We start from the raw sequence: 18020 nt of genomic DNA, 5'->3' as shown, positions 1-18020 counted from the left end.
ATAAACTGGCACAGTAAGCGGCAACTGAGTTGCGATGCGCGATAGTTCTGGGGTGGATAACAGGTGCAGCGCCTTTGTGAAGACTGATTCCTCTCGCCGGTCGACAAAGCCGAAACAGATCGCAAGAGAGTGGGGCGGTGGGCGGTCAATCCGCAGTTCGCGGAGCAACTCGGGCGTGTTTACGAAGAGTGGAGTGGTATTTTCCTCTCAAAGAAATTCGATGCGACCGGATTTTCAGTCCTATAACGCACTTGAGAACACAGCCATTGGTGCGTGTCAAAAAAACCTATTTGTCGTCATTTCGACTAAAACGAATAATGGTCAAATTGACTCGGTATAGCTTCTGCACCCTGATTTTTATGACGTTTTAGGTTGGCATGAAATGTGTCAGTGATGGGTAAATGGTTTAATACCCAAGGAGCTGAAACATGAAAAGTGAGTTCGACAATCGTGTCGCTGTGGTAACCGGAGCAAGTTCAGGCATCGGACTGGCAGTCGTTCAACGATTACTAAGCTATGAAGCGACGGTAGTGGCGATGTCCCGTGGCCGGGGCGGCCTGGCTGCACTCAAAGACGTTCATGGTGATCGCCTCCATATTGTCAGTGGCGATGTTACGGTAAGTTCGGATCTTGAGAAGCTTGCACACTGCGTCTCCAGAATCGGGCCTGTAGATTTTCTAGTACCGAATGCAGGAGTCGCTGTACTTGAAGACAGCTTGGCGAGTAAGGGATTCGAGCGAAATTGGGCCATCAACGGAGCAGGTGCGCTTAACACGCTTTCAGCTTTGCGAGCCCAATTGGCGAGACCCGCTTCGGTAGTATTTGTGGGGACTTTTCTTTCCGCTTTGGCCTTCCCAGGCTTGGCTGGCTACATTGCGTCGAAAACAGCACTGACAGCGCATGCTCGAACCTTAGCCGTCGAACAGGCTGAGGCCGGAATTAGAGTGAACGTCGTATCGCCAGGGCCAACAGCTACGCCGATCTGGCGATCACTAGGGTTGGATAATGCGACGTTGTCCTCAGTCGCGGAAACGGTCAATCAGCGCTTACTAGAGGGTAAGTTCCTTGAGCCGGAAGCGGTGGCAGATGTGATTCTGTTCCTTCTATCAGAGCGAGCACGTGGCATTTACGGCCAAGATATTGTGGTAGATGGTGGGTATACCTTGCGGTAGGGCATAGAAACGCGAAGAGGTCGTGTAGACATGTATTCGGTGCGGATCGTGCGCTCGGCCTCTTATTTTTTCTTGCGCTAACTTTACCTCGATTGACGCGATCAACTCGGGCCCTTGATTACGTACATTCCCCCCATGGTTGCCCACCTTGTATCTATGAATCCTCAGCTGGCCGGTGCCGACACGCCCAGCACGCCTTGAACGAAAGACCCACATGGGCAAGCCCGCAGCGGTGACCACCTTTGCTATATGCATGCCTCATTTATGTCCGCTTTTGGCCGAAAGCGGTCATTCATAAGCGTCTGCTTCCGGCCAAAAGCGGACGTTCGACTGATTAGAATGAAGTGATTAAAGCTGCACGACTAAGTTGGTCAGGGGAAATGGTAAAGGCTTAATACTCGCCCGAACGACTGACGCCACCCTATCTAACCCGAACATCCTGGCCGGTTGCTCGGGTCGAGTCCGCTTGTGCACTTGACTCCTTGGTTCGCCTCCAGCCATTTCGTATGATGAGCAACCTTAGTTTGGGATGCTTGGCGTGAAACCAACATCAAAAAAAGCTTCAATCAATCCGCCCGTACCAATCGGCGTCACCCAGAATTTAAGCGATGCTGTAAGTCAGCTTTCTTGGGACGACTTGCGAATCATCAAAACGCTAAGCGAATGCGGTAATAGAGCAACGACTGCAAAGAGGTTGGGGATTAATGTATCCACCGTATCGCGTCGTGTGGCTCAAGTGGAAAAGACACTTGGGGTCGCTTTATTTGACCACCGCCGCTCTGGGTACATGCTGACGCCCGAAGGTATTGAATTAAGAGCGCTCGCCGAACGCGTCGAGCTTGATATCGTCAGCGTTACACGTCGGGTTTCTCGGGCAGGTCAAGGGCTGCTTGGAAAGCTTAGGATCACTACCAGCGACTCGCTGCTGCTGTATTTTCTCACGCCGATCATCGCCGACTTCAAGGCACTTAATGAAGGAATTGCCATCGAGGTTCTGGTTGGCAACGAGACGTTAAGTCTGGCTCGCGATGAATCTGACGTAGCGGTGAGAGCGACCAAAAAACCTGCCGAAAGTCTAGTCGGGCGCAAGCTCGCTTCGATCGCATGGGCGCCTTATGGCAGCATAAAACAAGCGACTAGTGCCCCGTTCGCAGAAGGCCAACCGTGGGTGTCCTATTCCGCAGGATTATGTGGACTGAAGGCCAAAAGCTACGTCGAAGACAGAGTCAGCGCCGACTGTATTTCTTATCGTACGGACTCAGTCGCGGCCGCGAGCGTCGCAATTGCGGCAGGACTTGGTTATGGGTTTCTTCCGTGCATGCTGGGTGACATTACGCCTGGGTTAACACGCGTAGGGCCAGTTGTGCGCGAGCTACAGGACGAGCTCTGGCTGCTTACGCATCAGGACATTCGAAAGTCATGGAGAGTCAAAGCATTCATGACTTTTTGTGCAGCAGCCGTAGCGCATCAAAAGCCTTTGATCGAAGGGCAGCTGAATCTCCCGGTTGCGCAGGGCGAAACCGGGAGCGTCTCTTAGTCGGCGCTAGATCCGATGACAGCCTTGCAGACAATTTCAATCAGCTGTGAACGTTGAGCCAACCTGGATACACCGATGATATTGCTCGCGCACTGGGGCCGCTCAGTGCGATATGCGGCTTTGCGCACATCACCTACCACGGCGAATGCCGCGTCCATATCCAAGACGTAGAGCGTTTCTTCGACGACATCATTAAGGGTTGCTCCATAGAGCGCGAGCAACTTGGCGATGTTGTCGTAGGAGACGCGCATCTGCTCTCCTATCGATGAGAAATCGCTCGGTTTGCCCTCGCTATTCAGGGGCGCGGGAGCAACGAGATTACCCGCCTCATCGTGGTTGAACTGACCCGAGATATAGATCTCGTTTCCAACTTTTCTGGCCTGGGGGTAGCCGTAGCCCTCCTCCCATGAGACTCCCCAGTAAGCGGTGTTTTTGCCGTGCGGTTGTGAAGCAGCCATTGCTTTCTCCTTGCAGATGACGGATCGAATGACGTCGATTCGAGTTGTCGGGAAGCAGAGGCTAGCACTGGAAACACTACTGAAAATGCGCAATTTTGCGCCTCCAGCAGCGCAAAAATGCGCCCCCATCTCGACGCGACTTCCGTTAAATTTTTCCCAATCGACTGACCGCTGGATTGAGCTAATCAACCGGCTACTGGGAAAAAGGAATCAGGATGAAAAAGGAAACATGCGCGTCCTCACTTAAGGATTTGACTAAACAAACCGGACATTTGAAACCTTGGCAGATCCAGCGCGCCAAGCAGGTGATGCTCGATAACTTGGACGCAGGTATCTCCGTGGCAGCTATCTCACAAGCGTGTGCGCTATCGCGCAGCCATTTCACCCGTCAGTTTAAAAGAAGCACTCTCGTCTCACCCAAAGAATGGATGCGAGAGCAGCGGATTTTGAGGGGCAAGCAGCTACTTCAGACGTCGAGATTGCTAATTGCGGACATTGCACTGGAGTGTGGCTTCTCTGACCAGTCACACTTCTGTCGAACATTCGTGCGAACCGAAGGTGTAACTCCGCGGGCTTGGAAACAGAACAATCAATCGCCTGCGCTGTGACTTGATGAGCTGGATAGCGGAGCTAAGTCGTACCTGGAGGCTTAACCCTAGGAGGCGACGCATGGGAACGGCGCCTCGGTCGCATTACGGTAAACACACAATCATCGCCCGCTAGTGGCCGTTAACGGTCGAGTGCGAGCGTCTGCTTTTGGCCGAAAGCAGCCGTTCACGAACGACTACCTTCGGCCAAAAGTAGCCCTGATGGAGGGCTATAACTCTCTGATGCTCAGAATAAACGGGGGATGACAGCGGGGTAGAAAAATAGGCTGTAAGTCGACGCTGCCTCATAACACCACCCACGATAGAGAAGCCATCGGGCTTTCTATTTTAGGCGAACGAAAGACCATTCAACGCTACAGGTGAGAATTGGCGGTATGTGCTTCTCCCTTAATAATACTGGCCTACGGCGAGCAAGCTCTCGAGACACGTCTAATCATAACCCCTATCCTCCGAGCTTGACCGGTTGAGGAAGGAGCTCTCGGCTGAAGAGGGATTGCGACGGCGAAAAGTCCGTATCCCAGGCGAACGCAGTGGCGCTCGAACAATCTCGGTCGGTACCCAGGTGACGGTTAGCGGCGAAAGAGCCACTGCAATGGCGAACGCATTCAGTCCCCCTGTGCCGATAACATCAGAGCAGATAGCCCTTTTTTCGCCATTGAAGGTACATGCGGCAAGATTATCAAAGAGCATCCGAGTGCGAGCTTTATCTGACTGTTGTAAAGGTGGCCTGGACTGAGCCTGCAAGAGAGATTGGAAATCTGCTCCATCACTCGTTGCCCGCATCCTGGGTTCTGATGTTGGCCAGTCGGATGGTGCTGGCGGTACTGCAGAAATACCGGTCATCGGCATGCCTCATATCACGCTTGGTGTCATGAATCTCGCCAGTGTTCCTGGCGTGACAGTTCCGTTCTTTGCTTCATCAGATCCCGCTGAACCAGTTGTAGCCCTGGTCTTCCCAATACCCGCCCGGGTTGTCGTTGCTGACGAAAATCTCGACAACATGCTTGGGGTTTTTGAATCCCAGTTTGGTGGGGACCCGAACCCTCAGCGGATAGCCGTACTCGGGCGGCAGCGCCACGTCAGCGTAATCCAGTGCCAACAGCGTCTGCGGGTGCAAGGCAGTCGGCATGTCCAGACTGGAGTAGTAACGATCGGCACATTTGAAACCGACAAATTTCGCTGTGGTGTCGGCGCCGATGTGTTCCAGGAAGGTTTTCAGCGGTACACCTCCCCATTGACCGATCGCGCTCCAGCCCTCAACACAGATCAGCCGAGTGATATCGCTGCGTTGCGGCAGCTTGCGCAAGCTTTCGAGTGTCCACGGCGCCTTGTCCCTGATCCGGCCGGAGACGGCGAGCGAGTAACTGGTCAGGTCTACTTCAGGGATATCGTCCTGACCATAGAAAGCGTTGAACGGAAACGGCTTGGTGATCTGCGCGCGGGCGAAGGTCGGCGCCAGTTTCCGTCCACTGAACAGCCACGCCTGGACCCGGTCGTTCCAACGCGACATGGCCCAAAGCACTTTGTCGACCTGATCGCCGTCCTGCAGGTTGCAACCGGTCAGCATCGACATCGCGCCAACCGTCAGGCCGGCCCGAAGAAAATGCCGGCGCTGAATGTTTTCCAGTTCAAGCTGTTGCGCAGGTTCAATCCTGACGCGCTGACGCGTTGTTATTTTAAATTCAGTCATGACCCATTTTTCTCGTTATTAGGCGTCCGCACTCCACCCGTGATCATTGGCACCAGGGTTTTTGGTACCAGAATCACCAAGACCAGGTGAATCACTACAAACGCTGCAATCATCGCCATGGCCGCAAAATGTACGTAACGAGCAACGTCATAGCTGCCCAGTAACGCGACCAGCTCTTGAAGTTGAACCGGTTTCCAGATCGCTACACCCGAGATCACGATCAGTACACCTGCCGCCAGCACGATCCAGTACATCAGGCGCTGTACTGCGTTATAGACACCCTTTTCATGCACCAGCCGAAAGCGCAAGGCATCGGTCAGATCATGCTTCAATGCGGCAATGCCGATGGGCAGCAGCTCACGTTTGAAATGACGACTGGCCAACCCGTACAGCACATAGATTGCGCCGTTGATCAGCAGCAGCCACATGAACGCAAAATGCCAGGCAAGTGCCCCGCCCAGCCAACCGCCCACGGTCAATGACACCGGAAACCTGAAACTGAACATTGGCGAGGCGTTGTAGATAGCCCAACCGCTCATGAACATGCAGACCATGCAGGCCGCATTGAGCCAATGGGTGAGGCGAACCGGCCAGGGATGCAGTTTCTTCTGTCTCACGTGGTTCCCCTTGCAAGCCTTCCGTGTAGCGGAGCGTTGCCAGACGGCAACGCTCAAGCTTTCTCAGATGATTACATCGGTGGCTGGAAGCCATCCTTGCCGACTGCAATGCCGCGTGCGGTGCCATCTGCAGCGGGGAACACGACGATTTTCGTTCCTTTGACCAGCTCATCGGCTTTGCCTGGCTCGACGTAGGCGATAGGCACGTCATCCGGCACGACGATTTGTTTCTCGCCGCCCTGGTAGTTGACGGTCAACGTGCGGCCGTCGGTTTTGGACAGTTTGCCAACGGTGCCGTTGGTCATGGTGCCAGTGCTGCCGTCTGCGTTCTGCCAACCGTAATGACCTTCGCCGCTGCCCTTGAGCCTGGCGTCGAATACCGTGACCTCAAGCGCCTTCAAGGTTCCGTTGGCCTGCGGGATGGCCGCCGAGCCGATGAAGCTGTCGGATTTGATCGAGTCGATATTGGCCTTCGATACCCGGCTGATACCGGTCTTGTCAGTCAGTCCGATCGTCTGCTGGGCGCCAGAGCGGACAGTGAAGGTCAGCGTGTTGTTGCTGACGCTTTCCACCGTACCGCGCAGTGGTTTGATGACCGGCATGTCGGCGGCGGTGGCAATGACGGCAGCGCTGAGCATCACCAAACCGAACGTGGTAGACAGGGCGTTTTTGAGTTGCATGGCGACGATTCCTCATGGGTTGATGTGTCGCCATCCTCGACCGCAGACCGGGACGTCACGATGACCGTCGAATGACATTTTTGTCATTCGCCAACCCTGACCATGTATGACAGAAATGTAACCGACTGCGCCCGCTCATCCCGTTACACTGCACAGCCGAGATACCGATGTCGCGGACTTAACCCCGTCATGAAGAAACCCGAGCGCGCCTGACGATGCATATCCTGCTGATCGAAGATGACACCAAAACAGGTGAGTACCTGAAAAAGGGGCTCGGTGAGTCCGGTTACAACGTCGACTGGACCCAGCATGGCGCTGACGGCCTGCACATGGCCTTGCATACGACCTATGACCTGATCGTGCTGGACGTGATGTTGCCCGGGATTGACGGGTTTCAGATCATCGAGCTGTTGCGCGCCAGACAAGACGTACCCGTGCTGTTCCTTACCGCGCGCGACCAGTTGCAAGACCGCATTCGCGGTCTGGAACTGGGCGCCGATGATTACCTGATCAAACCTTTTTCGTTTACCGAACTGCTGTTGCGCATCCGCACTATTCTGCGCCGCGGTGTCGTGCGCGAAGCCGACCATTTCCACCTTGCCGATCTCGAACTGGATCTGGTCCGGCGCCGCGTGACCCGCCAACAACAGGTGATCGTGCTGACCAACAAGGAGTTCGCCCTGCTCCATCTGTTTCTCCGTCGAGCCGGCGATGTGTTGTCCAGGACACAAATCGCTTCGGAAGTCTGGGACATGAATTTCGACAGCGATACCAACGTGGTGGACGTCGCTGTCAAGCGCCTGCGCAACAAGGTCGACCAGCCCTACCCGATCAAGCTGATCCATACCATTCGCGGTATCGGCTATGTCTGCGAGGTGAGGCCATGCGGTCCCGACGCCAACCCTCGCTGACGCTGCGATCGACCGTGGCGTTTGCCATGGTCGCGATGCTGGCCGTGGCCGGCGCGGGCTTCTATCTGTATCAGACGATGAAGGCCTCGGTATTGGTCTACAGCGATCACGCGGTGATGGGCCGTCTGGAGCATTTTCGCAAGCTCCTGCATTACGAACTCGCCATCGAAAAGCTGCGCGACAGCCCGCAGATTTTCAAGAACATGCTCGACAGCGAAGACGACATCTTCATCATTGAAGAGCCGGGGCAGCCACCGGTCATCCAGGTCAATCCACTCAACGTCACGTTGCCTGAACTGCCGGTGATCGGCCAGGACACAAAGCTGAGCGTCAGTGATCTGCGCAGCGGCGTGACCGACTCGGGAACAAGGCTGCGCGCCGCCTCCGTAGTCACGACGTCGGGTGGCCGTGTAGTCCGATTGACGGCCGCCCACCTTATGGGCAAGGAAATGGCGATGCTTGCAGCGTATCGCGAGCGCATCTACCTGGCCGTGGCCCTTGCCTTTCTGGCAACCGCGTTGCTGGGTTATCTGTTATTGCGTCGCGGGCTGCGTCCGCTGCGCAAAATGGCCGCCCATGCCGCAGCCATAACGCCTGAGCGTCTGCACAGCCGTATGGACAGCGCCGATACGCCGGTTGAATTGCAACAGCTGAGTGACGCCTATAACGCGATGCTTGATCGTCTTGCTCAGGGTTATCAGCGACTGACGCAATTTTCCGCCGACCTTGCCCATGAAATCCGCACGCCGGTCGGGTCGTTGATGGGACATTGTCAGGTTGCCCTTCGCCAACGCCGTAGCGAGGACGAATATCAGGCGCTGATCGCTTCGAACCTTGAAGAACTCGAACGGATCTCGCGCATCGTCGAAAGCATTCTATTTCTGGCGCGCGCCGATGAAGCGCAAGCCGTAGTGGAGCGCCAGCAACTGTCGCTGCATGACGAATCACAGCGCATCGCTGAGTATTTTGAGGGTTTGGCTGAAGAGCGGCGAATGAGCTTCCAAATAACGGGCGATGGTATCGTGCTCGCTGACCCCTTGCTGCTGCGCAGAGCGTTGAGCAACCTGGTGGCGAACGCTGTTCGCTACGCTTACGAGGGCACCGAGATTCTGATACGGGTATTGGAAACCCACGGAGGTGCCCGGATTGAGGTGGAGAACCAAGGGCCGGTGCTGGGCGACGAAACCCTGGGCAAACTCTTCGACCGCTTTTACCGTGGCGATGCGTCTCGGCACCAGAATTCCGACTCCTACGGGCTTGGCCTCGCCATTGTCGTGGCCATCATGCAACTGCATGACGGCCACGTGGGTGTCGAACAGCCAAGGGCCGGGACTATTCGTTTTTCGCTGTCGTTCCCTTGAGCTGCTCGAACGGTGCAAACTGTTCTTCGCCCGCTGCGGGTACCCAATCTTTTAACGGCGTCAGGAAATGCATTTCAAAACGACGTGACAGGAACGCCCACTTTCCGTCCCGACGTTCAAACCTGTCGTGGTAAAGACCGCTGACTTGCACCGGGCCTTTTTCAATGTCATGAAACAGGCAATCCGCAGCTACCGTGCCCACTGCGCTGTCACCCTCGATTTCAATCAGCGGGTTGGCCATCCAGTGGTGCATATGGGGCATCTGGCGCCAGCTGTTTTGCGCCATCGCCAGGATTTCGTCACGGTTTCCAGCCTGGCCAAAACCCGGTAGATCCAGTGTCGACTCTTCGTGCCAGATTGAGCTAAGAAGCGAGGCGTCGATGCGGTCGAAAGCATTGGCGTAGGCGCTGATCAGCGACTCGATGGCGGCGCGACTTTCCAGGGCGTCCAGTCGGGCTGTCAGTTGTTCATTGTTCATGATGAGGTTTCCTGCAGGGGCTGCGCATAAGCGAGGAAGGCAGCCCTGCGCGAGGGCTGCGCTACGGTTGAGCACGTGGTCAGATCTGCGACAGGCCGCCGTCGACCATCAACTCCACACCGTTGACATATTTCGCATCGGCAGACGCAAGAAACAGCGCCGACGAGGCGATTTCCTCAGGCTCGGCCATGTACCCCAATGGCGTGATCTGCTCGACGTGCTGACGCAGCGCGGCGACGTCGCTTTCGCTCATCTTCAAGCCGTTATCCATCAGCGGTGTGCGGGTGAAGCCAGGGCTCAGGACATTCGCTCTAATCTTGCGACCTTTGAGTTCGTTGGCCCACGTCCTGGCAAAGGAACGTACCGCGGCTTTGGACGCGTTGTAGAGGCTCAGTCCTTCCATGCCATTGCTGGAACAGATAGAGGCCGTCAGTACGATCGAAGCGCCATTTTTCAACAATGGCATCAACGTCTGTACAGTAAAAAAGACTCCCTTTACGTTGATGTCGAACATGTTGAAATAGGCGGCCTCGGTGGTCTCGCCCAGCGGGTTCTTTTCACAAATACCCGCATTGGCAAACACTGAGTCCAGTTGATCGTCGTACGCCTCAATCGTCGCCTTGAGCTCGTCCAGATCAACCTGGCGCGCGACATCGGAAATGACCGCGACCGCCCTGTCGCCAAGCTTGGCCACCGCAGCCTCCAGCGTGGCTGCAGAACGCCCGGTGATGTAAACGCGCCTGGCGCCCTCGGCAATCAAACCCTGTGCAATCGCAAATCCGATCCCGGTGGACGCGCCGGTGACGACTGCGCCCTGATCAGCGAATTTACCTGACATAACTGACTCCTCGATTTCGATTGTGTGGCTCGACTGGAACCACAGTGCGGCCATTTTGCGAGGAGGCAGGGGCGCAGCGGCACTGCCATAAATGAACATTGGCCGTTCATTTATGTGAGGCGTCAGCCAGGGTTTGATCGTTTAGATTGAAGTCAGCTGATTCAAAGCATGACGCGCAATCGAAAATATTCTGGAGCCGAAGGGTTTCAGAAAGGAGACCTTATGCCTGAGAAAATAGTAGCCCTTCCGGAACAGCGGCGCTGGCTGATGTTCGCCATCCTGTTGGTCGGTGCATTCTTGCCGCCGCTGGATTTCTTCATCGTGAACGTAGCGCTGCCTTCGATTCAGCAATCGCTAGGCACGGCCTCCTCTGCCGAACAGTTGATCATCTCTTCTTACGCGACGCTGTATGCCGTGACACTGATCACCGGCGGACGGCTTGGTGACATCTTTGGCCGCATGAGAATGTTCTTCGTTGGCCTGATTGGCTTTGCCGTCGCTTCACTGATCTGCGGTGTCGCCGAGTCACCCTGGGTGTTGATCGCCGGACGCTCGCTGCAAGGCGTGACGGCCGCTGTCATGGCGCCGCAGGCACTCGCTTCAGTGCAGGCGATATTCCCTGAGTCGGAAAAACCCTTGGCGTTGAGCCTGTACGGTGCGGTGTTTGGTTTGGCGTCGGTAGTCGGCCAGGCACTTGGCGGGATTCTGATCTCGCTCAACCTGATGAACCTGGGCTGGCGGACGATATTTCTGGTGAATTTACCGATTGCGTTGCTGGTCATTCTGATCGCCATCCCCGTGGTCAAGGAAACCCGCGCACCCCAGACCAGCAAGCTGGATCTGGGTGGAACGCTGTTGTCGATGGTGACGCTTGCGGCGCTGATCGTTCCGCTGATCGAGGGACGTGAAGCGGGCTGGCCGTTGTGGGCCTGGCTGTCGCTGGCGGCGGCGCCACTGCTTGCCTGCCTGTTCTGGCGCTACGAAGCCCGTTTGTATCAAGCGCAAGGCGCGCCGTTGCTGAACCCTGCTGCACTGCGTGCGCCCGGGATGGGCCGGGCATTGCTCGTCGCACTGACCTTCTACGCAATCGGTGTGTTCTTCCTGCTGTTTTCCATCTATTTACAGGGCGCGCTGCATACGAGCCCACTCAGTGCAGGTCTGGTCTTCCTTCCATTCGGCGCAGGTTTTTTGCTCGGGCCGCTCACCACCCATCTGTTTCGGCGTTTGCTGGGGTCTTATGTGAATCCCTTCGGAATGTCACTCGAAGTGCTGGGGTTCGTGCTATTGGCCTGGCTCGTGGCGCACACACCAACGGCCGTCACGCCCTCTGCGCTGCCCCTTGCCGTGATTCTCTTTCTGATCGGCTTCGGACAAGGACTGGCCCTTCCGACATTGATGCGCATCATCACAGGACGCGTGGCACCGGCGTATTCCGGCATGATTGCGGGCATCACCAGTTCCACCCTGCAAATCAGCACGGCACTGAGCGTGGCGATCATCGGTGGCATTTTTTACACGCTTCTGGGCAAGGACACGGACGCGGCGGCCATCACCCACGCCTTCACCGTCGCCATACTGTGCATCGCTGCCTGTCTGGCCGTAGGCGCAGGACTGAGCCTGAGTCTGGCGCGCCAACCTGCCGAAGAGCTGCAAACGGCGGCCATGCACCCGGCAGAGTGAATCAACCGCCTGCCTGAGTGCCAATCATGACGGAGGCCAGGTCGGCAAGCGCGCGCAGACTGTCCATCTGGCGCATGTCCTGATGGTAGCCCATCCAAATGTCGCGGCCTGGTGGCGGTTCATCTGAATCGATCAGACGCAGCTCCGTCAACTGGTCGCCCAAAGCGCGGGGCAATACCGCGACGCCCTGCCCCTGCGCGCACATTTGCGCCTGGACTGTGCGGCTGCTACTGGTAAACACGGTACGCGCCAGAGGGTAACGCTGCCGCAGCCACTGCACATCGGGATAATGAGACTGGGCAACACTCATGGTGATCAGACCCAGCCCGGCGCCCTGTGGCTCAGGGTCAGCAGATCCAACGGCTGCGTATAATCCGTAAGTCAGGGAGATCAGCTTGCGGTGCACGATATCGGGTTCGGTGAACGGAACGATTCGAAACGCGATGTCGGCGTCGCGGCGAGCCAGATCAAACAATCGATGCCCGGCAATGACCTCGGGCACGATCAATGGATAACGACGGCGCAGTTCACTCAGCACCGGGGCCAGGACATAACAGGCGAACCAGTCAGCGCAGGAAATGCGCAGCACACCTTCAGGCTGTGCGCTGCCCCCCGCGAGGCGCCTTTCGATGGCCAACGCACTTTGCTCCATTTCCTGCGCGAGGCTGAGGAGCTTCTCGCCGCTGTCGGTCAACACGAGACCTTGGTTGGTACGCAGGAAAACGGGTTGGCCACTGAGCTGTTCCAGCACCTGCAAGCGCCGCCCCACGGTCGGATGGCTGACCCCCAACAGCTTGGCGGCAGCCCCCAATGACCCGCTGCGGGCAATCGCGAGAAAGACCCGCACATCACTCCAGTCCATGCTCTGCCCCCTTACAAAAATGAACAGTGAGAGTGCAGCAATGGCAGTGCCGTAGCAATCCCGTGCCCGACATACTTGTCTGCATTCACCGTCGTCGAATACCAACCGGAGACTGCAAATGAAGATTGGTTTTATCGGAGTGGGAAGCATGGGCAGAGCGATCATTCCACTGCTCGTTCGCGCTGGCCATCACGTCTCGGCATGGAACCGCAGTCACGCGGCGATCAAGGATCTCGAAGGCATCAGCGTTATCGAAACGCCGGCCTCGGCGTTCCAGCAAGAGGTAGTCATCACTCTTCTGGCCGATGACGCCGCCGTCAGGCAAGTGCTGCTCTCCAGCGCTGTTCTGGAAACTGCAGACAAAGCTTGCGTGCATGTCGTGATGTCGACCTTGTCGCCTTCGCTGATGTTGGAGTTGCAGCGAGAACATGAAGCCGTCGGCATGCCATTGATCGCGGCGCCGGTTTTCGGCGTGCCCGCCGTGGCGGCCAAGGGCGAGTTGAATATCCTGGCGGCCGGATCGCAGGCCGCTGTCTCGACCGTCCAACCGCTGCTCGACCTGCTCGGGAAAAAAACCTGGTATCTGGGCGATCAACCTGAACAGGCCTGTATCGCGAAAATCGCCGGCAACATGATGATCACCCAAGCCATCCAGTCTCTGGGCGAAGCCAGCGGACTCGTTCAACGCCACGGACTGAGCCCTTCGATTTTCATCAAGCTCATGACCCAGACCCTGTTCGCCTGCCCCAGTTATCAACGTTATGGGCAGAACATCGTCAGCAGCAATTTTGAACCGGGATTCAAACTGTCGCTTGGCCTCAAGGATATGAATCTGGCGATCGATGCGGGTCGTCTCAAAGGGCTGGAGTTGCCAGCGGCGGATGCCGTTCGATTGAAAATGAAGTCGGCGGTAGCCAGGGGGGATGGCGACAAGGACTGGTCGGTTTTCGTTCAGCAGACGAATCATTGAGAAGCTCTTTCGAACACCTGCCACGAGGTCATTCATGGAAAACTCCGACATCGCGCGTCAACTCTCAACATTCAGGAAAACCATCGACAATATCGACGCCGCGCTCATCCATCTGCTCGCGGAACGGTTTCGCTGTACCGATGAGGTCGGATTGCTCAAAGCCCGATATCAGTTGCCTGCGGTAGACGAGGCCAGAGAGCAGCAGCAATACCAGCGTCTGGCAGCACTTGCTCAGGAGGCTGAGCTGGATACGGCCATCGTGCAGAGGCTGATGCAGTTGGTCATTGGCGAAGTGGTCGAGCGCCACAGGCAGATCGCCGCCAGGCATGCCCCGACACCCCCAATAACCCCACCCCTCGGGGCTGACCCCGGCGCCACTTATCGAAGCAATCAGACAAACGAGCAGAACCGCATGAAATGGCCAACGATCGAGCAAATTCGCAGCTTCACCGATTTACCCTATGGCTACAGTTGGGATTACCTGAAACGTGAGGAGATCAATGTCGCGACAGATTTTTTCCGGACATGGTTTCCCTCCATTTCGGTGGGGTTGGCAAGCCCGTTTCTGGACCAGCAGTTCTACGCAGACAACGTGGTGCTCGAAGACGATCCGGATCGAGGCATATTCGCTACCGTCGTCCGCCAGAACGATGAAATTGTCGCTATCGCCACGTGGGAAAAAATTGACGGTGCTGACGTTATTTTCGGGCGGGTCGGCGCGGTAGCCAAACCGCACAGACAAGCCAGATTGGCCGTTGCGGCCCAGGACCTGGGAGAAAAAATCGGCACGTTCATGGGCGCGGGGCTGATCTATGGCATGGCAACAACCCGCACGCCGTATATGCAACAAGCACTGGAGCAAGCCGGTTACAAAGCGGTAGGGATAATGCCTGGCCTGGACCGGGAAGAAACAGCACCTGGAATCGTGCGCAGGGTTTACGAAGTCATCTACGTAAAACGGCTCGCACCACACGCCGACTTTCTCATTCCTACCGGTCATAACCTTACCCCTACAGTCGCGCGACTTTACGCAGATATATTTCAAGGTGATGACGACACGAACTGACGAGCCAGCCTAGTAGCGAACCAACCATCGAAATGCTTCTGATCAGTAACGCTCCCCGCTCGCGCCTTTTGCATCGATCGAGGTAGCCACATTAGGTAATGAGTTCAAAAAGACTCAGCAGCGGCTAAAAGCACCTGTGGGGTTGATTAATAGATGAGAAGTGAACTGAGTGGACGCGGCTCTGGCCCCTGAGTTAGCTTTCGTAACCGTTCTAACTTGGGGCTCCGCAATCATGACTGACCGTCAGATCATTGTTCCAGATGGCATGAGATTGATCTACGAGCGCGCGGGTTATGCACCAGCAGTAAAGGTAGGAAAAACTCTTTACTGCGCAGGTCAGGTAGGCAGGACGCCGGAATTATCCGTCATTGAAGAACCTGAGCAGCAGTTTTTAGCTGCATGGAACAATCTCCGGATCGTCTTGGAGGCAGGTGGCTGTAAATTTGAAGATGTCGTAGAAATGACAACTTACCACGTCGACATGCACCGTCACATGCCAATTTTCAGACGCGTAAAGGATAAAGTCTTTCCGAGAAGCACTTGTGCATGGACCTGCATTGGTGTCAGTGAATTAGCTCGACCTGGCCTTCTCGTGGAGATCAAGTGCGTCGCAGTAGAGCGATAACCTTCTGACAAGCACCTGCATATCCAGATCTTAAAATGGGTGACTACGCATGCGGTGGTAGATTCAAAATTACACTCGCCTGCTGCATCGGTAGGCGCGTGATAACACTTTACGCCGACGGCTAATACTGACTGGAAGCAGGCGCCAATCAATTCCGATGCGAGCAGAAAAATGCCTATCAGCGGATATCCTTAGCACTCGCTCAACGCAAATCCAAAGTCATCGCTTGACACTTGTGCCGCTTCGTTAAGTCGTTGGCGCAGCGCAGCCGTTAGCTGCCTCTCCACCTCCCACGGATCCGACAGCGCGGCGAGTTGTGGCGCCAATTGCGGCGACAGGCTCATTAGCGAATGATTAAGCGATCGCGCCGTTTCAAAAGCGGCTTTCTGCACAAAGCTGATTTCCACCAGCTCCCCCTGCGCCTTGCGAAACTCCATCTCAGCCATCCGCGCCAAGTAGTGCTCGCGATGTGCACGCGCTTTCTGAAAGTCCGGGGACTGCCCTTGCGCGAGATCAACGGGCGGGGGCGCAGCCATGTTAGTCGACTCGGATTTTGCAGCGACGTGGCTGTACACATCACGTTGAAGCCGCTCCTGTTGGTGGCGAGCAGCGACGGAAGCCTTGCTCGGGTCAGCGGTATCGCGGATCAATGCTTCAGTGGCCAGAACGTCGACCTGCTTGCCATTGGGAGACAGGACCAGTCGACCGTTTTCCTTCAGCCAGGTGATGTAACTCGGCGACCGTCCGATGTGCGCAGCAAAGGCGCTCTTTGACAGGTACGTAGCTGTGCTCATAAGCCCTCCTTTTCAGCGGCTTTTCAATGAATCCTTTCAAGATTTCAGTGGATTGAAATTTCAGTAAGCTGGCGGGTCTCCCACTAACACGATCCCGCGGGTTTCCGACCCCGTGTCTTTTGAAAATCCCTAGGGTCCCCCGCCCTTTCAGCTCCATTATCGTTGCGCTAGTCTGCGTCAACGATCCTCCATCACATCAGGGAAGAAACGTGTTCTGGAACAAGCAAAAGAAAGTTCAGGTGGAGCTCATGACTCCGATAACTATCACTCATCCGAACTGTGCCAGTCCGCAGCTCCCGAGCCCGGTGCCACCAGCCGTGAAAGGACTAGACAAAGACTTTGCACTGAAGCTGATGATCAGCATTGCGCTATTCCTACAGGCAGCCCTCTTTGTGGATGGCTATCTGGGGTTAACCACTTACTACGAGCAGTTTGGTGTACAGACGGGTGAGCTTGATTTAGCTAGCCCAACCATCTTGGCGGCAGGCTATCTGCATAGCTTGACTGGTGTGATGAACTGGGTTGATGGAGTGCCATTCATTGGTCCTTTGCTCCCATGGATGCCATTTGCGGCCGTGGCACTAATCTACGTTCGCGTGCTGGCAAATCCTGAAACGAAAGGGCAGGCACTTTTCGTGAAGGGATTCCTGGGCGGGATATCACTGTTCACTTTGTTTGTTGCGCCTATGTGGGGAGTGCAGCACGGCATCGACAGAGGTCGAGAGGACATCACCTCAACAACAGGGTTAAACGCTATAAAAGGTGTCATTACGGAGCATAGCCTTGTAACCAAGGATGGCGAGAAAATCATCGGCCATCTCCTCGCGGCAGACACCAAGAGCACTTTCCTACTCTCTAATCACACCGTTTATAAAATCGACAACAGGACAAACCGAATAATGAGACAGGTACTACTGAAGGAGAAACCTATCAAACCTCTCTGAGCCTTTACCAATCCAAGCCATGCCCTCTCCCTTTGGAAAGACGGACATCCCTGCAAAGGTTTCAGCTAGAGAGATCTCGCGAGTTCGATAACCCGTGTAGGGGGCGGCCCTCGGGGAGGACCCGTAAAAATCGGCGCCCCACCCGGCCTGCCCTGCTCATGCCTTCGGCTCGGCCTCGCTCAGGTCCAGACGCTTGGCCACCCAGCGTTCGTACAAGCCGATGGCGACATCCGCGCCGGCCATTGCGGTCAGGCAACCCAAGGCGCCCGCCGTCCAGATCGACAGGCCTGCACCGAACAACAACATCATCGCTGACACGCCGCAGACGATGCAGGCGCCGGACCGAAGTGCGAGGCGCCGCAGTAACGCCCAGCCTCGTGCCCCATCCTTGTCGGCGCGCCACATCTCGCCGGAGACACCTCCAACCAGGGACAGGGCAATCACCAACCAGATCGGCATCTCTGCCAGTGCCTGTTGCTCGTTCGTCATTGCCCTGCCCCTTAAACAAAAAGACCCGGCGCAATGGCCGGGTCAGGTGGTGGATGGCCTGCCGCGCTTTGCGGTCGCACCCATCGAAGATGGCCCCTTTTTACAGGTCGATTCTGGTGGCAGCAAGACCGTTTTAATGCCATCCGGTGAATGTGTGGGTTACGCCCGGTGAACGGCTGGCGAATGTCGGTGAATATCTATCCCGGCTGTCTTTTGCTTTTCTGGCGTCCCATGCGTCCC

Annotated in this window: 19 protein-coding genes; 10 read left to right on the top strand and 9 right to left on the bottom strand. The window is 56.1% G+C overall.

Annotation, left to right across the window (positions count from 1 at the left end):
* Positions 1 to 428: 428 nt before the first annotated feature.
* Positions 429 to 1172, top strand: a complete 744-nt coding sequence (locus PSH90_RS12995) for an SDR family NAD(P)-dependent oxidoreductase (RefSeq protein WP_064361698.1) — start codon at positions 429 to 431, stop codon at positions 1170 to 1172.
* Between the two features lie 529 nt (positions 1173 to 1701).
* On the top strand, positions 1702 to 2709 hold the full coding sequence (locus tag PSH90_RS12990; protein ID WP_080902523.1) for a LysR family transcriptional regulator: 1008 nt from the start codon (positions 1702 to 1704) through the stop codon (positions 2707 to 2709).
* On the opposite strand, the gene PSH90_RS12985 is transcribed toward PSH90_RS12990, so the two are convergent.
* A complete protein-coding gene (locus PSH90_RS12985) occupies positions 2706 to 3167 on the bottom strand; it encodes a Rid family hydrolase (protein ID WP_042609819.1) in 462 nt (153 codons plus the stop codon). The genes PSH90_RS12990 and PSH90_RS12985 overlap by 4 nt on opposite strands.
* A 215-nt stretch (positions 3168 to 3382) precedes the next feature.
* Here PSH90_RS12985 and PSH90_RS12980 point away from each other — a divergent pair, with 215 nt between their 5' ends.
* Entirely contained in the window at positions 3383 to 3775 is a 393-nt protein-coding gene (locus PSH90_RS12980; protein WP_042609818.1) for a helix-turn-helix domain-containing protein, read from the top strand.
* 919 nt (positions 3776 to 4694) lie between these two features.
* On the opposite strand, the gene PSH90_RS12975 is transcribed toward PSH90_RS12980, so the two are convergent.
* From PSH90_RS12975 to PSH90_RS12965, 3 genes are all read right to left on the bottom strand, one after another.
* Positions 4695 to 5465 carry a molybdopterin-dependent oxidoreductase gene (locus PSH90_RS12975; RefSeq protein ID WP_039760272.1) on the bottom strand — a complete coding sequence of 257 codons (771 nt, stop codon included), beginning with the start codon at positions 5463 to 5465 and terminating at the stop codon, positions 4695 to 4697.
* Positions 5462 to 6019: a cytochrome b/b6 domain-containing protein gene (locus tag PSH90_RS12970; protein ID WP_370695138.1), complete on the bottom strand. Its 558-nt coding sequence runs from the start codon at positions 6017 to 6019 to the stop codon at positions 5462 to 5464. The genes PSH90_RS12975 and PSH90_RS12970 overlap by 4 nt, the downstream gene beginning before the upstream one ends.
* A 134-nt stretch (positions 6020 to 6153) precedes the next feature.
* Positions 6154 to 6762 carry a hypothetical protein gene (locus tag PSH90_RS12965; RefSeq protein ID WP_042609816.1) on the bottom strand — a complete coding sequence of 203 codons (609 nt, stop codon included), beginning with the start codon at positions 6760 to 6762 and terminating at the stop codon, positions 6154 to 6156.
* 215 nt (positions 6763 to 6977) lie between these two features.
* Between PSH90_RS12965 and PSH90_RS12960 the strand changes: the two genes are divergently transcribed.
* Together PSH90_RS12960 and PSH90_RS12955 are read left to right on the top strand one after the other, a co-directional pair.
* Positions 6978 to 7673, top strand: coding sequence for a heavy metal response regulator transcription factor (locus PSH90_RS12960; protein ID WP_039760267.1), 696 nt, complete (start codon positions 6978 to 6980; stop codon positions 7671 to 7673).
* On the top strand, positions 7646 to 9034 hold the full coding sequence (locus PSH90_RS12955) for a heavy metal sensor histidine kinase (protein WP_039760264.1): 1389 nt from the start codon (positions 7646 to 7648) through the stop codon (positions 9032 to 9034). The genes PSH90_RS12960 and PSH90_RS12955 overlap by 28 nt, the downstream gene beginning before the upstream one ends.
* Here the strand turns inward: PSH90_RS12955 and PSH90_RS12950 are convergent.
* Together PSH90_RS12950 and PSH90_RS12945 are read right to left on the bottom strand one after the other, a co-directional pair.
* The gene (locus PSH90_RS12950) at positions 9006 to 9512 is read right to left on the bottom strand and encodes a nuclear transport factor 2 family protein (protein ID WP_042609814.1); all 507 of its coding nucleotides are present in this window, start codon (positions 9510 to 9512) and stop codon (positions 9006 to 9008) included. The two genes, PSH90_RS12955 and PSH90_RS12950, sit on opposite strands and share 29 nt — an antisense overlap.
* A gap of 79 nt (positions 9513 to 9591) precedes the next feature.
* Positions 9592 to 10350 carry an SDR family oxidoreductase gene (locus PSH90_RS12945; protein ID WP_305383034.1) on the bottom strand — a complete coding sequence of 253 codons (759 nt, stop codon included), beginning with the start codon at positions 10348 to 10350 and terminating at the stop codon, positions 9592 to 9594.
* Positions 10351 to 10518: 168 nt separating this feature from the next.
* Between PSH90_RS12945 and PSH90_RS12940 the strand changes: the two genes are divergently transcribed.
* Positions 10519 to 12030 (top strand): MFS transporter, encoded by a 1512-nt coding sequence (locus tag PSH90_RS12940; RefSeq protein WP_305383032.1) that lies wholly within the window; start codon positions 10519 to 10521, stop codon positions 12028 to 12030.
* A 1-nt stretch (position 12031) separates the two neighbouring features.
* Here the strand turns inward: PSH90_RS12940 and PSH90_RS12935 are convergent, their stop codons facing one another.
* Positions 12032 to 12892 carry a LysR family transcriptional regulator gene (locus PSH90_RS12935; protein ID WP_305383131.1) on the bottom strand — a complete coding sequence of 287 codons (861 nt, stop codon included), beginning with the start codon at positions 12890 to 12892 and terminating at the stop codon, positions 12032 to 12034.
* A gap of 148 nt (positions 12893 to 13040) precedes the next feature.
* Between PSH90_RS12935 and PSH90_RS12930 the strand changes: the two genes are divergently transcribed.
* From PSH90_RS12930 to PSH90_RS12920, 3 genes are all read left to right on the top strand, one after another.
* Positions 13041 to 13862: an NAD(P)-dependent oxidoreductase gene (locus PSH90_RS12930; protein WP_305383030.1), complete on the top strand. Its 822-nt coding sequence runs from the start codon at positions 13041 to 13043 to the stop codon at positions 13860 to 13862.
* 34 nt (positions 13863 to 13896) lie between these two features.
* The gene (locus tag PSH90_RS12925; protein WP_305383028.1) at positions 13897 to 14928 is read left to right on the top strand and encodes a chorismate mutase; all 1032 of its coding nucleotides are present in this window, start codon (positions 13897 to 13899) and stop codon (positions 14926 to 14928) included.
* Between the two features lie 232 nt (positions 14929 to 15160).
* Positions 15161 to 15553 carry a RidA family protein gene (locus PSH90_RS12920; protein ID WP_305383026.1) on the top strand — a complete coding sequence of 131 codons (393 nt, stop codon included), beginning with the start codon at positions 15161 to 15163 and terminating at the stop codon, positions 15551 to 15553.
* A gap of 191 nt (positions 15554 to 15744) precedes the next feature.
* Here PSH90_RS12920 and PSH90_RS12915 read toward each other — a convergent pair whose 3' ends face one another.
* A complete protein-coding gene (locus PSH90_RS12915) occupies positions 15745 to 16347 on the bottom strand; it encodes a terminase small subunit (RefSeq protein WP_305383024.1) in 603 nt (200 codons plus the stop codon).
* 209 nt (positions 16348 to 16556) lie between these two features.
* Here PSH90_RS12915 and PSH90_RS12910 point away from each other — a divergent pair, with 209 nt between their 5' ends.
* Entirely contained in the window at positions 16557 to 17291 is a 735-nt protein-coding gene (locus tag PSH90_RS12910) for a hypothetical protein (protein ID WP_305383023.1), read from the top strand.
* A 156-nt stretch (positions 17292 to 17447) separates the two neighbouring features.
* Here the strand turns inward: PSH90_RS12910 and PSH90_RS12905 are convergent, their stop codons facing one another.
* The gene (locus tag PSH90_RS12905) at positions 17448 to 17780 is read right to left on the bottom strand and encodes a phage holin family protein (protein WP_008080174.1); all 333 of its coding nucleotides are present in this window, start codon (positions 17778 to 17780) and stop codon (positions 17448 to 17450) included.
* Positions 17781 to 18020: the final 240 nt, after the last annotated feature.

This window comes from Pseudomonas sp. FP1762, from assembly GCF_030687105.1.
Taxonomy (GTDB): domain Bacteria; phylum Pseudomonadota; class Gammaproteobacteria; order Pseudomonadales; family Pseudomonadaceae; genus Aquipseudomonas; species Aquipseudomonas siliginis.
The sequence above is the reverse complement of the archived record's forward strand: the minus strand, read 5'-3'. Positions and strand labels throughout refer to the sequence as shown.

Excerpts from the sequence above, each read along its gene's own strand:
- PSH90_RS12995 (WP_064361698.1), top strand. The coding sequence starts at position 429 with ATGAAAAGTGAGTTCGACAATCGTGTCGCTGTGGTAACCGGAGCAAGT.
- PSH90_RS12990 (WP_080902523.1), top strand. The coding sequence starts at position 1,702 with ATGCTTGGCGTGAAACCAACATCAAAAAAAGCTTCAATCAATCCGCCC.
- PSH90_RS12985 (WP_042609819.1), bottom strand. The coding sequence starts at position 3,167 with ATGGCTGCTTCACAACCGCACGGCAAAAACACCGCTTACTGGGGAGTC.
- PSH90_RS12980 (WP_042609818.1), top strand. The coding sequence starts at position 3,383 with ATGAAAAAGGAAACATGCGCGTCCTCACTTAAGGATTTGACTAAACAA.
- PSH90_RS12975 (WP_039760272.1), bottom strand. The coding sequence starts at position 5,465 with ATGACTGAATTTAAAATAACAACGCGTCAGCGCGTCAGGATTGAACCT.
- PSH90_RS12970 (WP_370695138.1), bottom strand. The coding sequence starts at position 6,019 with ATGGTCTGCATGTTCATGAGCGGTTGGGCTATCTACAACGCCTCGCCA.
- PSH90_RS12965 (WP_042609816.1), bottom strand. The coding sequence starts at position 6,762 with ATGCAACTCAAAAACGCCCTGTCTACCACGTTCGGTTTGGTGATGCTC.
- PSH90_RS12960 (WP_039760267.1), top strand. The coding sequence starts at position 6,978 with ATGCATATCCTGCTGATCGAAGATGACACCAAAACAGGTGAGTACCTG.
- PSH90_RS12955 (WP_039760264.1), top strand. The coding sequence starts at position 7,646 with ATGCGGTCCCGACGCCAACCCTCGCTGACGCTGCGATCGACCGTGGCG.
- PSH90_RS12950 (WP_042609814.1), bottom strand. The coding sequence starts at position 9,512 with ATGAACAATGAACAACTGACAGCCCGACTGGACGCCCTGGAAAGTCGC.
- PSH90_RS12945 (WP_305383034.1), bottom strand. The coding sequence starts at position 10,350 with ATGTCAGGTAAATTCGCTGATCAGGGCGCAGTCGTCACCGGCGCGTCC.
- PSH90_RS12940 (WP_305383032.1), top strand. The coding sequence starts at position 10,519 with ATGACGCGCAATCGAAAATATTCTGGAGCCGAAGGGTTTCAGAAAGGA.
- PSH90_RS12935 (WP_305383131.1), bottom strand. The coding sequence starts at position 12,892 with ATGGACTGGAGTGATGTGCGGGTCTTTCTCGCGATTGCCCGCAGCGGG.
- PSH90_RS12930 (WP_305383030.1), top strand. The coding sequence starts at position 13,041 with ATGGGCAGAGCGATCATTCCACTGCTCGTTCGCGCTGGCCATCACGTC.
- PSH90_RS12925 (WP_305383028.1), top strand. The coding sequence starts at position 13,897 with ATGGAAAACTCCGACATCGCGCGTCAACTCTCAACATTCAGGAAAACC.
- PSH90_RS12920 (WP_305383026.1), top strand. The coding sequence starts at position 15,161 with ATGACTGACCGTCAGATCATTGTTCCAGATGGCATGAGATTGATCTAC.
- PSH90_RS12915 (WP_305383024.1), bottom strand. The coding sequence starts at position 16,347 with ATGAGCACAGCTACGTACCTGTCAAAGAGCGCCTTTGCTGCGCACATC.
- PSH90_RS12905 (WP_008080174.1), bottom strand. The coding sequence starts at position 17,780 with ATGACGAACGAGCAACAGGCACTGGCAGAGATGCCGATCTGGTTGGTG.